Source organism: Streptomyces sp. NPDC050439, from assembly GCF_040655335.1.
Classification (GTDB): domain Bacteria; phylum Actinomycetota; class Actinomycetes; order Streptomycetales; family Streptomycetaceae; genus Streptomyces.
Genome location: NZ_JBFAJT010000001.1, coordinates 127,363 through 140,563, shown reverse-complemented (window position 1 = coordinate 140,563; position 13,201 = coordinate 127,363). Strand labels below are relative to the sequence as shown.

The window sequence follows — 13,201 nt, the reverse complement described above, 5'->3', positions numbered from 1 at the left end:
TCGCCATGGGCCTCTCCCTGAGCGTGACCCTGCTCGGCCTGGCCCTGGGCGCCGGCGGCCTGCCGGACTTCGACGGCCTGCAGGATCTGCCGCTGCCCGGCGGAGCCGACCTCGGCGACCATCCCTACGAGGTCACCGCCGAGTTCCGTGACGTCGTCAGCCTTTTCCCGCACTCCGCTGTCAAGGTCAACGACGTCGAGGTCGGCCGCGTGACACGCATATCCCTCGCCGACAACGGCTGGGCCGCCCGCGTCACCCTCAAGGTCAACGGTGGCGTACGGCTGCCCGCCAACGCCTACGCCAACCTCGAGCAATCCAGTGTCCTGGGCGAGAAGTACGTACAGCTCGTCGCCCCCAAGGACATGCGTGCCCGCCCCGACCTCCAGGACAGCAAGAGAGGCGCCACGGCCACCTACGCCGCCAACCAGGGCCGGCTGAGCGATGGCGATGTGATCCCACTGACCCGCACCAACCGCAACCCCGAGATCGAGGAGGTCTTCGGCGCCCTGTCGATGGTCCTCAGCGGAGGCGGCGTACAGCAGATCCAGACCATCTCCCGCGAACTGAACAAGGCACTCGGCGGCAAGGAGGGCGAGGTCCGCTCCGTGCTGCGGCAGATCAACACCACGGCGAAGAGCCTCAACAAGAACAAGAAACACATCACCGACGCCCTCGACGGCATGAACCGGCTCTCCACCACCCTGGCCACCCGCGACCGCAAGATCGGCGACATCCTGCGGGACCTGCCGCCCGGCCTGAAGGTCCTCAGCGACCAGCGCTCCTCCCTCGTCAGCATGCTGCGCGCCCTGGACTCGCTCTCCACGGTCGCCGTCGACACCGTCGACCGCACCAAGGACGACCTGGTCGCCGACCTCAAGGCCCTGGCCCCGGTCCTGAAGAACCTCGCCGACTCGGGAGCCGACCTGCCCGCATCACTGCAGGTGATGTTCACCTATCCGTTCACGGACGAGGTGCTCACCGGGGTGAAGGGCGACTATCTCAACGTCTACCTGAAGATCGCCGCGGCCCCCGGCACGGAGATCGTGCCACCCGTCCGCGGCGGCGGCACCGCCACGCGCTCGTCCCTGCCGCTGCCCGCGGTCACCGGAACCTCAGGAGGCGACTCCTAGTGCTCACCCGCGCCACCCACCTCAAGAACATCGCCTTCCTCGTGCTCGGCATCTTCGTCCTCGCCTACATCGCCACCACGTACGCCGATCTGGGGCGGTATGTGGGCGCGCGCGACTACTACACGGTCAAGGTGCAACTCGCCGAGACCGGCGGCCTGTTCAGCCACGGCAACGTCACCTACCGAGGCGTCGACGTCGGCCGCGTGGAAGCCGTCGAGCTGACGCCCGACGGAGTCGAGGCCCGCATCCGCATCAAGGAATCAGCGCCGAAGATACCCAGCGACCTGGAAGCCAAGGTCGCCAACCTCTCGGCGGTGGGCGAGCAGTACCTCGACCTGAGCCCGCGCACCGACGAGGGGCCCTACCTCGCCGACGGCTCGGTGGTCCGGCGCGGCGCCACGCACACCCCCGCGCCGGTCACCGACGTACTCACCAGCGTCGACCGCCTGGCCTCCTCGGTGGACACCGCCGCACTACGCACGGTCGTGGACGAACTCGGCAAGAGCTTCGAGGGACGCGGACAGGACCTGCAGATCCTCATCGACACCAGCAGCGAATTCATCCGGGCTGCCAAGACGTCCCTGCCTGCCACGACCCGGCTCCTCATCGACGGCGAGACGGTCCTGCGCACCCAGAACGAGCAGGCCAAGGCCTTGAAGTCCTTCGCGAGCGGCACCGCCGAACTGGCCGCCCAGCTCAAGCAGTCCGACCCCGACCTGCGCCGCCTCATCGCCCGGACCCCGGACGCGGCCACCCAGTTCACCGCCCTGCTGCAAGACACCGACCCCGGCCTGAGCGTCGTCCTCGCCAACCTCACCACCACCTCCGAGCTCCTGGTGACCCGCCAGCGCGGCACCCGCGAACTGATGGTGCGCATCCCGCAGGTCGCCTCCACCGGAGCGAGCGCCGTCGGCCCCGACGGCGTGCGCTTCGGCATGACCACCACGTTCTTCAAACCACTGCCCTGCACCGCCGGATACGGCGGCACCACCTACCGCAACGGCCTGGACACCTCACCGGCCCCCGCCAACACCGAGGCAGCCTGCACCGCACACCCCGGCAGCGGCCAGAACGTCCGCGGCTCGGGCAACGCACCGCGCGGCGGCGTGCCCGAGCCCGCCCGGCCCGGATCCGACGGGACGGGGCAGGGCCAGGCGCCCGCCAACAGCCCCACCGACCTGGGCGGGCTGCTCGGGATGAGCGCGTCATGAGGGAGAAGGGAGCCGGGGAAGCCATGGGGCGACGCGGCGCATGGACGGCCGCACTACTGGCGGGAGCGCTGTTCTGCGGCTTCTCGGGATGGACGTACGCGCACACGCGGGCCGACGACGATCTGGCCTACGCCCGCGACCGTGACAGCGCACTGGACGCCGCCCGCAAACACATCACGGTGCTCAACACCATGGACGGCAAGGACGTACGGGCCTCGCTGCGCGCCTGGACCCAGGCGGCGGACGGGCCCCTCGCCGACGAGCTGCGGCGTACCGGCGACGACAGCGCCAAGGCCCTCGAGCAGGAGGGCACCACCACCCGCGGCACGGTCACCGACGCGGCGGTCATCGCCCTGGACAGCCGGGCGGGCACGGCGAAGGTCATCGCCACGGTCCGCGTCGAGGTGACCGCACGCAGCGGCAAGTCCACCACCGACCGCAAACGCTTCGAGGCGGGCCTCGACGACAGCGGGGCGGCCTGGAAACTCAGCTCGCTGAGCGCGGTTCCGGTCGCAGAGAAGTGAGGGGGCGCAGCCGAATGAGGGGATGCACATGAGCGCCGAACTGAAGCCCCGGCATGCGGCGGAAGCCGACACGGCCGGGGAGGGGAGTGACGCCGACACCGGGACGCGGCCCGCGCCCCGTCGCAAGCGCCGCGCGGGCCGCACGCTGCTCGCCCTCCTGCTGGCCGCACTGCTCCTGAGCGGCGGCACCCTCCTGGTCCTCGCCGACCGGACCGCGAACACGCCGGGCTCCGCCAACCAGGCGCTGACCGACAGCGAGCGGACCCGCCGGGTCATCGCAGACATCAGCGACGCACTCACCACGGTGTTCACCTACACCCCCGAGGACCTGGCCTCCACCGAGCGGCGTGCGCAGGACGTGTTGCGGGGCAAAGCGGCCAAGGACTACCGGGCCCTGATCGGAAAACTCCGCCGGCAAGTCAGCGAGCAGGAGTTGTCGCTGACCACGCAGGTGGTACGGGCCGGAGCCGTGGAGCTCACCGGCGACACGGCGCGGCTGCTGGTCTTCCTCGACCAGCGGGCCAAGCGCAAAGGCGCCAAGGCGACCACCGCGGCCGCCCAGCTCTCCATCACCGCCCGCCTGGACCACGGCCGCTGGGCGATCACCGACATCAAGGCCCGCTAGGGCATCACCTCTAGGGCACCACCGGAGAGGCACATGGCACGCACGACACCCCGCCACCGTACGAGACTCTCGCTCGCGTCCGCGGCGGCCGCCCTCGCCCTGGGCTGCGCCGCCTGGACGGGCTCGTCCTGGTACGCGGCGGCCCACGACGACTCCGCGCGGTTCGCACAGACCCGCGACGAGGTCCTCGCAGCGGGCGAACAGGCCGCCTTGAACATGAACACCCTCGATCACCGCGACCTCGAGCGAGGCCTGGACGCCTGGGAGCAGTCCGCCACCGGCAGTCTCCTGGACGAACTGCGCAAGGGCAGGCCCGAGTTCGAGAAGCAGGTGCGCACCGCCCGCACGGTCACCACGGCCGAGGTCCTTTCCGGAGCCGTGACCGAACTGGACGAGCGCGAGGGCCGGGCCGGTGTCCTGATCGCGATGCGGATCACCGTCGACCCGCCCAAGAAGAAGCCGAGCACCAAGGAGAGCCGACTCCTCGGCGAGCTCACCCGCACCGCCGACGGCTGGAAGCTGAGCGGCCTCGGGCAGGCCCCCGCAGGCGAGACGCCCACCGACGATCCGTCCGACTGAGGGGGGCCTTTCATGTCGACGACACGCCATATGGTCAACCGGCAGCGGCGCCTGGCCGCGGTCAAGGCCCGCGAGACACCCGCCCCCGCACCACGGGCCCCACGTCCGCGACCGAAACCCCGGGAAAAGGCTGCCCGGAGCGACCGCAGATCGCTCAGATCCGTCCACTGGCCCCTGCTGCTCGCACTGCTCGCCGTACTGGCCGCGGCCTTCGCGGTCTTCGCCCACACCCGGGCCGGGACCGAGCGCGACCTGCCCGCCCTGCGCAATACGGCGCTGACCGACACGGCCCGCACCAGCGAGGTCAAAGGCACGGTCGGCCAAGCCGTCGACGCGGTCTTCTCCTACGACCACGCCAATCCGGGCCGGACCGAGAAGGCCGCGGACAAGTACCTCACCGGCAAGGCGGTCGCCCAGCACCGGGACATGCTCGCGCAGGTCCGTGCCCGGGGAGAGCGGCAGAAGCTCGTCCTGAGCACCACCGTCACGCACAGCGGAGTCGAGGTCATCGACGGCGACCGGGCCCGTGCCCTGGTGTTCGCCGACCAGAGCAACACCAGTACCGCCAAAGGCGGTTCGGCCAGCCACGCGGCAGCGATGTTCGCCGTGGACGTGGTGCACCGGGCCGGTACCTGGCAGATCGCGCGCATCGACACGTTCAGCAGATGAAGTTCAGCAGGTGAAGGGGAGTCAGACATGAGGAACACCAGACGCAGACGGCGGCACAGCGCCGCGTTCTTGTCCGCCGCCCTCGGGGCCGCGGTCACGGTCGCGGCGACGATGTCCGGGTGCAGTTCACGCGTCGACGACGGCCCGCAGGTCGACTGGGCCTCGGACGTGTGCGACAGCGTGCAGGACGTCGGGTCGGAGCTGAAGCTTCCCGCCGCGGACCAGAAGGACGCGAAGAAGTACCACGCGGAGGTCGTCACCTTCATGGAAGCGCTCGACCGGCAACTGGGGGCGCTGGACAAGAAGATGCGGCAGGACGGCGCACCGCCCGTCGACGGCGGCGACGCCGCGTACAAGAAGGCGCTCAAGAACCTCCGAGGCGCCCGCGGCAGCCTCGCCGGCACGACCTCCGAACTCAAGAAGGCCAAGGTCACCGACGAGAAGTCCCTGAAGGCGGCGCTGAAGAAGGCAGGCGAGGGCATGGGCAAGGCGGGCGGGTATCAGGGCCCCGCTCATGACTTCCGTACCGACCCCGCGCTCAAGCAGGCCTTCGACAAGGCACCGGAGTGCGAGAACCTGCCCGGTGTCGGACCCTCGGCACCATCGGCCGGGTAAGGGCGGGACGCCCGTGGACGACGCCACGGACCGCCAAGCCACGGACCGCCAAGCCGCGGACCGCCAAGCCACAGACCGTTTCATCGCGCCGCCCGACCCGCTCGCGCCCCGCGACATCCCGCTCGGCGGCCCGCTGCGACTGGTGTGCCGAGTCGCGGCCCTGCTGATCACGGCCACCGCGCTCACGCACATGACGCTCCTGGTCCTGTACGTCAGCCCCGCCCTCTCCTCGGCCAACACCCGCCCGGCACAGGCCGACGCGTGGCTGCAACCGCTGTTCCCGCAGGACTGGAACATCTTCGCGCCCGACCCGCCCCGCGCCAACGCCCATCTGGAGGCGCGCAGTTGGCGCGCGAACCGCCCAGGCCGGTGGATCGACCTCACGGCCCGCGACATCGCCGCACACCGGCACAACCCGTTGCCCAGCCGGGAGGATCAGACCGTCCTGCGCAAGGCGGTCAGCGTCCACCTGGCGGGCTCGCCACACACTCAGCTGAGGGCGCCACTGACCCCCGCGGCGCGGTATCTGCGCAATGTCGTCCTTGTACGCCTGCACGACCTCGGCGAACCGCGCCCGGACGCCGTCGAGCTGCGCCTGCGTACCGTGCCCATCGCCCCGCCCGGCGGCCTTGCACCAGCCACGAGCCGCCAACCGCTGGGAACCTGGGAGGTGGCCCCGTGACGCCACGTCAGGCTTCGGCCGCGGTGCCTACCGTGGCCGAGGACGGCGGCCGGCGCGTACGGGAGCGACTGCATGCCACGATCCGCACGCCGCTGGGGCTGTACGGAGCCGCGGTCCTGCGCATCGGCGTCTCGGGCCTCTTCCTGCTCAACCTGCTGCGCGAGGCGGGCCACGCGGACCGCCTCTGGGGCCCCGGATCCCCGTACACCCCCGAACTCTTCCGTGCCTCGATCGAGGCGCGCGGCGCCGACGGCCGGCTGTCCTGGTGGTACACCTGGCTGGGCACACCGAGCCCCGACTACTTCTGGGCCGCCTACGTGCTGGCCATAGCGGTCAGTGTGCTGTACCTGCTGGGGTGGCACACCCGCCTCATGGCGGTCCTTTTCGCCTTCGTCGTCGCGGGCTTCTACATGCGCTCGACGGTCGCGAGCAGCGGGTTCGAGCTGCTGAGCCTGCTGTTCGCCAACTACCTGGTGCTGTGCGCGTCGGGCCGCCGCTGGTCCCTGGACGCCCGCCGCGCCGCCCGTGCGACACCCGCACCCGTGACCCCGTACGAGGAGCTGCGCCGCCGCATCGCCGCCGTTCTGCACAACGCGGGCCTGGCGCTGATCGCCTTCCAGGTGATGGTGGTCTACGGCACCGCGGCCCTCTACAAGCTCCGTGGCGAGACATGGCGGGACGGCAGCGCGCTGCACTACGCCCTGCGTCTTGACGACTTCGCGACCTTCCCCGAACTCTCCGGCCGGCTGGCGGGGCAGGGGAGTGGGCTGGCGTTGCTCGCGTACGTCACCGTGGCCTCTCAACTGCTGTTCCCTGTACTGGTGTTCGTGCCGAGGCTCAAGTACGCGGTCCTGGTCGTGATGCTGGGCACGCATGCGGGGATCGGGTTGCTGCTGGCGCTGCCGATGTTCTCGGCGATCACTGTCGTGGGGGATCTGGTGTTCCTGCCGACGGCGTTCTGGCTGCGGGCGGCCCGTGTGGTGCGGCTGCCGCGCTCCTCCCACGCGACGTTCCCGTAATTCGGTGGAGCCGTCGCGCCGGGGTGTCTACACTCTGCGGCTCAAGATCCATTCGTTTGAACGAGGTGTGTTTGATGACGGTCCGAGCCACGGCTGCCGACTCCGGTCGGCTGTCTCCCGCCCACGCCATGACCTCATCAAACCGAAGGAACACCACAAGTGGATCTGCCACGTATCTTCACCATTCGCGAGAGTAGCCACCGCGTCCACAACCCGATCACGCCGGGTCATCTCGCTGTCCTGGGCCAGGCGCTGCATCTGGCGCCCGGCACGCGCGCACTCGACCTCGCCAGCGGATCGGGCGAGATGCTGTGCACCTGGGCCCGCGACCACGGTGTCACCGGGACCGGGGTGGACATCAGCACGGTGTTCACCGAGAAGGCCCGTGCCCGTGCCGCCGAACTCGGTGTCGCTGACCGGGTCACCTTCGTGCACGACGACGCCGTCGGCTTCGTCGCGGACGAGCCGGTCGATCTCGTCGCGTGCGTCGGTGCCACCTGGATCGGTGGCGGCGTGGCGGGCACGGTCGAGCTGCTGGGCAGGAGTCTGCGCCCCGGCGGCCTGATGCTGATCGGTGAGCCGTACTGGCGTCGGGAAGTTCCGGACCAGGAGACCGCCATAGCCTGCCATGCCGGCAGCAAGGACGAGTTCCTGGGACTGCCGGAGCTGATCGAGCAGTTCGGCGATCTCGGCTACGACGTCGTGGAAATGGTCCATGCCGATCAGGACAGTTGGGACCGCTATCAGGCGGCTCAGTGGCTCAACCTGCGCCGCTGGCTGGACGCGAACCCCGATGACGAGCTGGCCGCCGAGGTGCGGGCCGAGCTCACCACCGAGCCCGCCCGCTACGCGCGGTACCAGCGGGAATACCTCGGCTGGGGGGTCTTCGCACTGATGGGCCGCTGACGGCCCGTTGAGCGCGGGTCCGGGCAGCATCGCTGTCCGGACCCGCGTGCTCGCTACTTCTTGTAGGTGAGGTTCAGTTCGATCGTGTTGCCGGGGCCCGCGACGAACGCGCTGATCATGTCGTTGAAGCCGCCGCAGTCCGTCAGTCCGGGCAGGGTGTAGGTGCCCTTGAGCTTGCCGCCGGTGTGCGGTGCGAAGCGGCCTTCGCCGACGAGGTCGACGGTGGCGGGCTTGACGGTCCTGCAGTTGGGTCCGCCGCCGATGGGCAGGCCGAGCGCGCTCACGACGGTGAGTTTGACGTGCATCTCGGAGTGCGACGTGAGGGTGCCTGCCGTGTCTAGGGTGCCTGTCGTGCTGCCGGTCTGCTCGAAGGCGATGTCCGCGGTGGCGGGCAGGAAGCCGAGCAGGGTGAACTTGCCGTTGGTCGGGTCGAGTTCGAGGTCGGCGTCGAAGATTCCCTTTACCGGGGCGTAGCGGGCGTCGATGCTGCCGGACAGCGGGACGCTGCCCTTGCCCGCCTTGATGTGCGAGCTGCCCTTGATGTCGTAGCTCAGCTGCACCGGCTCGCCGCCCGGGTCCGGTGGGTCGGTCGGGCCCGCTTCGACCTGGATCGTGTGCAGCGTCTTGTTCTGGTCGGCGGGATCGAGGGTGCACGCGGTCTCGAAGGTGTCGAGGGCCGTCTTCGCGCCGGTCGCGTCCCGCGGTGTCATCGTCAGGAGCAGGCTGTTGACGTCGATCTTCACGCTGCCGGGCTGCCGGAACGTCAGGGCCGGGGCCTGGCCGGTGGCGGTCACATCGAAGTCGGCGGGCGGCTGCGGCAGGGGCGTCTTCGGGATCGTGTTGTCGAGGGCGATGTTCAGCGGGCCGTCCGGCATGTGCACGGTGACGTCCGCCGTGGCGATGCCTTCGAGGGTGGTGCCGCCGACGGTGCGCAGGGCGGTGGCCGCCGCCTTGCTGACCTTGGACACCGAGGTGATCCGGAGGGCCGGGATCTGCTCGCCGACCTGCACCTTGGTCGGCAGATCCGCGGTGATGACGACCGTCAGCGGGTCCTCTTCCATGAGCGGGAACACGCAGGTGTAGGTCTGCGTCAGGGACACCGGGCCCGCGACGGCCGGTGGGCCGGACGTGAGGCCGATCAGTCCGGCGAGCAGCACGACGGCGGGGGCGGCCCGCCACACTGGGGCGCGCGATCTCAGCACTGCCTCTCCAAGTTCTGCGGAACGGGTCCGGCCCCCCGCCTCGAAGGGGGCGGGGGGCCGGATCGGGATGCGGACTCACCGCTGTGGTGTGGTCTCAGCTCTTGTAGGTGAGATCCATGTCGATGGTGTTGCCGGGTCCCGCCATGAACGTGCTGATGATGTCGTTGAGGACTCCGCAACCCTTGATGCCGGGCAGGGTGTAGGTGCCCTTGAGCTTGCCGCCCTTGTACGGCTGGAAGCGGCCCTCACTGGCGAGGTCGATCTGGGCGGGCGAGGAGGTCTTGCAGTCGGCACCGCCGCCGATGGGAAGGCCGAAGGCGTTGACGCTGGAGAGCTTGACGAACATCTCGGACTTCGACTTCAGGGCGCCGGCGGTGTCCAGCGTGCCGGTGGTCTTGCCGGTCTGCTCGAAGGCGATGTCCGCGGTCGTGGGCAGGAAGCCCATGATGGTGAACTTGCCCTTGGTCGCATCGAGCGTCAGGTCGGCGTCGAAGGTGCCCTTGTTCAGGTCGTAGCGGGTGTCGATGCCGCCCGTGAGCGGGGCGTTGCCGTTGGCCGCCTTGATGAACGAGTTGCCCTTGATGCCGAAGTTGAGCTTCACCGGGTCATCGCCGGGCGGGTCGGTGGGCGGGTCCGTCGGCGGGTCCGTGGGCGGGTCGGTCGGGGGATCGGTGGGCGGATCGGTCGGCGGGTCCGTGGGATCGGTGCTGCCGCCGGTGATGGTCATGGTGTGCAGCGCGGTGGGCTGGCCCGCGTCCAGGGTGCAGTCCGCGGGGAACTCATCCCCGTTCGGGGGGAGTTGAACGGGAGCGCCCGAAGCGTCGCGGGCGATCATGTTGTGCAGCTTCAGGCCGGTCACGTCGAACTTGGCCGTGCCCTCCTTCTCCCAGGTCAGGAGACCGCCGGGCGACTTGCCGTTGGCGGTGAGGGTGAACCCTGCGGCCGGGTTGGGGATGTCGCCCTTGGCGACGGTGTTGACGACCTTGATGGGAAGGTTGCCGGTGCCGCCGGGCAGGGTGACGTTGACGTCGGCGGTGGCCTTGCCCTCCAGGGTCACCGCGCCCATGACGCCCAGGCCTTGTGCGGCGCGTGCGCTGACCTTGGTGACGGCCTTGATGTCGTACTCGGGCACCGAATCGCCCACCTGCATGGTGGAGGGCATGTCGGCGGAGATCTCGACTTCGATCGGGTCGTTGTTGATGATCGGGAACTTGCAGGTGTACTTCTGCGTGAGCTTGACCGGGTCGGCGGAGGCCGAACCGCCGCTGAGGGTCACCAGGCCGGTGACGAGGCCGGCGGCCGCCACCGCGCTCAGGGCACCGCGCGCCCTGGCATGTCTCTTGTGCACTCCCATGAGCTACCTCTCGGGCTACGTGAATGGGCACAAACGAAGATTGGGCGTGCCATCTCTGCGATTCCCGGACTCGCCGGCCCAGCTGTCCGGGAAAATCGGGAGATGCGAAATACGCCGCTTCGAGGGAATCTGCCGACTGAATTTCCGCAGACGCTACGGCGGTGTTTCGAATACGCAAACTACTGATGAGTAGTTGGGCGGTCAAGGCTTGCTCCTGCCCGCTGGCGGAGGGAAGTTGACGGCCCGGAAATTTTGTGGCCCCGGTGAGTACGGGACGGTGCACGGATGACAAATTGTGCGGCCCTCTTCGCCGCACATCCCCGAACTGCGCCGATCGGGTTGACGGGCACCTTACCTGCCAGTAGTCATTTCTGGATTGTGCCAATTCTCGGAAGTGGGGCCGCACATGGGAGAGCGCATGGGAGACCGCGGGGAAGACTGCGGGGGAGAGCGACCGGGAAAAGTGAGGACGAGGCCGGCACGGGGAACGGCCCTCACCGGGGTTGCCGGAGTGGTGATCGCACTGACCGCCGGGGGTGGCAGCGCATCGGCCGAGCCGGTGTCGCTCACGCAGAAATACACCTGCAAGTTCCCGATCATCAGCAACGACGGCATCGAAGCCGCGATCACCACGGACATGCCCGCCACGATGAAAGTCGGCGAGACGGTCCCCGAGTACGACATCAAGGCCGTCACCAAGGTCAGCGCGCGCGCCGCGCAGGGCCTCGGGGTGCTCGGCGCGGTCACCCTGGAGGGCAAGGCCACCGCCGACGTGGTCGTCACCCAGCCCGGCAGTGACGGCACGCTGCCCATCAAGGTCGTCAACACTGTCGCCAAGGCCGACATCCCCGACCCCGCCGCGGCCTTCGACGTGACGGCGACCGGCAAGTCGCCCGGAGGGCTGCTGACCTGGGGCTCGCCAGGTGATGCGGCCTTCGACGTGAAGGGTTTGAAGCTGCACAACATGATCGCCCGGGACGCGACGGGCAAACCCGTGCCGCTGCCGCCGAACGGCGACGAGTTCACGGCGGAGTGCACGCTCGACGCCGGTCAGAAAACCCTCCTGCACACCATGACGATCACCGGCGACGGCGGTACGGACCCCACGGATCCACCCACCGATCCACCGACCGACCCTCCGACGGACCCGCCCACCGACCTGCCGACCGATCCCGCTGATCCCACGGACCCGACCGACCCCGACACCACGGCCGGCGGCTCATCAAACGGCGGGGCCGGCGCCGCGGGCGGCTCCGGATCGAGCGGCGGCTCCGGATCCTCCGGCACCCAGCTGGGCACTCAGGTGACCGGCGGCTCGGGCGAACTCGCGGGCACCGGCATGTCCGGCGTCGGCCTGATGCTGGCGGCGGCAGGAGGGCTCAGCGCCGCCGGCATAGCGGCCTTCCACTACCTGCCCCGGCGCATCAGGAGGGACGAGCAGACCATCTGAGACTGCTGCGGTACGGCGCTCCCGGGCACCCTGCGATCCAGGAGGCCTGCGCCGTACGGCAGCGCAGAGAGCGGGCCCGGAGCAGCGACGGCGCTCCGGGCCCGCGGTCAGGCCGCGCCCGGCCTACGTCCGAGCGGCCATGTCGCGCCCGGCCGCACGGGATCTGCGGCGTCGTACAACCACCCCCACGACCACGAAGAGCACCATTAGAGCCAGCGTCACGAGGACGCCCCAGTTCACCGTGCGGTAGGCGGTGCTGCCGCTCTCCACCAGCTCTCCGCCCTTGTCGCTGGCGGTCAGCTCGACGCTGCCCCAGTCCAGCGGAGGCGGCGCGGCCCACTTCTGGGTGATCTGCACCCGCTGGCCCGGCATCAGCTCGGCCGGCAGCTTGTTGCCCGCGCTGTCGAAGGACGTCCGGCCGAACAGGCCCTTCGCCTTGAGGTCGACCCTCGGCTCGAGCTGCACATTGCCGCTGTTGACGAGCGTGTATGTGACCGTGGCGTCCTTGCCGAGGCCGGGCACCAGCGGAACCTCGTAGTCGAAGCGGACGTCCTGGACCTTCAGACCGGGCGCCCGCTCGCCGTTGACCTGCAGATAGATGCGGGCGCCGACGGCCTGCCGGATGCCGACGCCGGTGCCCTTGGCGCGGGCGACGCGCTTGTCCAGGGCGACGACGGCTCCGGGATGGTCGCCGGGCGATGCGGTACGCGGAACGGCGACGCTGAAGGGCACGGTGGTCTTGCCGCCCGCCGGAACCGTGACCTCGGAGCGCTCGAGGCGCGTCCACACCCCGACCGAGCGTTGCTTCTCGGTGGGCTCGCGCACCGCGAAGCCGCCGTCGCGCGGGGTGTTGTACGCGTCGGCGGCGTAGAGCAGGAAGGTCACCGGTTCCTTGGCGAGATTGGAGACGGTGACCTTGTCGCGCACGGTGCGCCCCGGATCAGCCTTCATCCGGAAGTACGCCCGGTGGGCCTGATCCTTGCCGCCCTTCTTGTCGGCCTCGCCTGCCTTGCCGGTCTTGTCGGCGGGGAAGACGGACCAGCGGCCGTTGTCGGCGGCGAACGCGTCCGGTGGCGGGCTCGCGGTGAGCAGGCCGAGCGCCAGGGCCAGGGCGGCGATGAGCACGGCGGCGTATCTGCGATGCATGAGCTGCGTACGAACGAGGTGCATGCGGCCCCCAGAGCGATGAGATGCGGGAAGTCGAGCGGGCGGTGGGTTGAGAGGGCGGTGGGTCG

Annotated in this window: 14 protein-coding genes; 11 read left to right on the top strand and 3 right to left on the bottom strand. The window is 69.8% G+C overall.

What is annotated here, in order from left to right:
* Positions 1 to 5 precede the first annotated feature (5 nt).
* The 10 genes from AB0I66_RS00695 to AB0I66_RS00650 all read left to right on the top strand — a co-directional run bounded on the left by AB0I66_RS00695 (position 6) and on the right by AB0I66_RS00650 (position 7,960).
* Entirely contained in the window at positions 6 to 1,130 is a 1,125-nt protein-coding gene (locus tag AB0I66_RS00695) for an MlaD family protein (protein ID WP_363206633.1), read from the top strand.
* Complete coding sequence (locus AB0I66_RS00690) at positions 1,130 to 2,341, top strand: MlaD family protein (RefSeq protein ID WP_363205485.1); 1,212 nt, start codon at positions 1,130 to 1,132, stop codon at positions 2,339 to 2,341. The genes AB0I66_RS00695 and AB0I66_RS00690 overlap by 1 nt, the downstream gene beginning before the upstream one ends.
* Positions 2,338 to 2,865 carry a hypothetical protein gene (locus AB0I66_RS00685; protein WP_363205484.1) on the top strand — a complete coding sequence of 176 codons (528 nt, stop codon included), beginning with the start codon at positions 2,338 to 2,340 and terminating at the stop codon, positions 2,863 to 2,865. The genes AB0I66_RS00690 and AB0I66_RS00685 overlap by 4 nt, the downstream gene beginning before the upstream one ends.
* A 28-nt stretch (positions 2,866 to 2,893) precedes the next feature.
* Positions 2,894 to 3,490: a hypothetical protein gene (locus AB0I66_RS00680; RefSeq protein ID WP_363205483.1), complete on the top strand. Its 597-nt coding sequence runs from the start codon at positions 2,894 to 2,896 to the stop codon at positions 3,488 to 3,490.
* 33 nt (positions 3,491 to 3,523) lie between these two features.
* A complete protein-coding gene (locus AB0I66_RS00675; RefSeq protein WP_363205482.1) occupies positions 3,524 to 4,069 on the top strand; it encodes a hypothetical protein in 546 nt (181 codons plus the stop codon).
* A 12-nt stretch (positions 4,070 to 4,081) separates the two neighbouring features.
* Positions 4,082 to 4,738: a hypothetical protein gene (locus AB0I66_RS00670; RefSeq protein ID WP_363205481.1), complete on the top strand. Its 657-nt coding sequence runs from the start codon at positions 4,082 to 4,084 to the stop codon at positions 4,736 to 4,738.
* Between the two features lie 27 nt (positions 4,739 to 4,765).
* Entirely contained in the window at positions 4,766 to 5,353 is a 588-nt protein-coding gene (locus AB0I66_RS00665; protein WP_363205480.1) for a hypothetical protein, read from the top strand.
* 13 nt (positions 5,354 to 5,366) lie between these two features.
* A complete protein-coding gene (locus AB0I66_RS00660) occupies positions 5,367 to 6,035 on the top strand; it encodes a DUF5819 family protein (RefSeq protein ID WP_363205479.1) in 669 nt (222 codons plus the stop codon).
* Entirely contained in the window at positions 6,032 to 7,054 is a 1,023-nt protein-coding gene (locus tag AB0I66_RS00655; RefSeq protein ID WP_363205478.1) for an HTTM domain-containing protein, read from the top strand. The genes AB0I66_RS00660 and AB0I66_RS00655 overlap by 4 nt, the downstream gene beginning before the upstream one ends.
* 159 nt (positions 7,055 to 7,213) lie before the next feature.
* The gene (locus AB0I66_RS00650) at positions 7,214 to 7,960 is read left to right on the top strand and encodes a class I SAM-dependent methyltransferase (RefSeq protein ID WP_363205477.1); all 747 of its coding nucleotides are present in this window, start codon (positions 7,214 to 7,216) and stop codon (positions 7,958 to 7,960) included.
* Positions 7,961 to 8,013: 53 nt separating this feature from the next.
* On the opposite strand, the gene AB0I66_RS00645 is transcribed toward AB0I66_RS00650, so the two are convergent.
* Positions 8,014 to 9,162, bottom strand: coding sequence for a DUF6801 domain-containing protein (locus tag AB0I66_RS00645; protein WP_363205476.1), 1,149 nt, complete (start codon positions 9,160 to 9,162; stop codon positions 8,014 to 8,016).
* 94 nt (positions 9,163 to 9,256) lie between these two features.
* Complete coding sequence (locus AB0I66_RS00640; protein WP_363205475.1) at positions 9,257 to 10,516, bottom strand: DUF6801 domain-containing protein; 1,260 nt, start codon at positions 10,514 to 10,516, stop codon at positions 9,257 to 9,259.
* Between the two features lie 514 nt (positions 10,517 to 11,030).
* Between AB0I66_RS00640 and AB0I66_RS00635 the strand changes: the two genes are divergently transcribed.
* Positions 11,031 to 11,966, top strand: a complete 936-nt coding sequence (locus AB0I66_RS00635; RefSeq protein ID WP_363205474.1) for a DUF6801 domain-containing protein — start codon at positions 11,031 to 11,033, stop codon at positions 11,964 to 11,966.
* A 123-nt stretch (positions 11,967 to 12,089) separates the two neighbouring features.
* On the opposite strand, the gene AB0I66_RS00630 is transcribed toward AB0I66_RS00635, so the two are convergent.
* Complete coding sequence (locus AB0I66_RS00630; protein ID WP_363205473.1) at positions 12,090 to 13,136, bottom strand: DUF916 domain-containing protein; 1,047 nt, start codon at positions 13,134 to 13,136, stop codon at positions 12,090 to 12,092.
* Between the last annotated feature and the right edge of the window lie 65 nt (positions 13,137 to 13,201).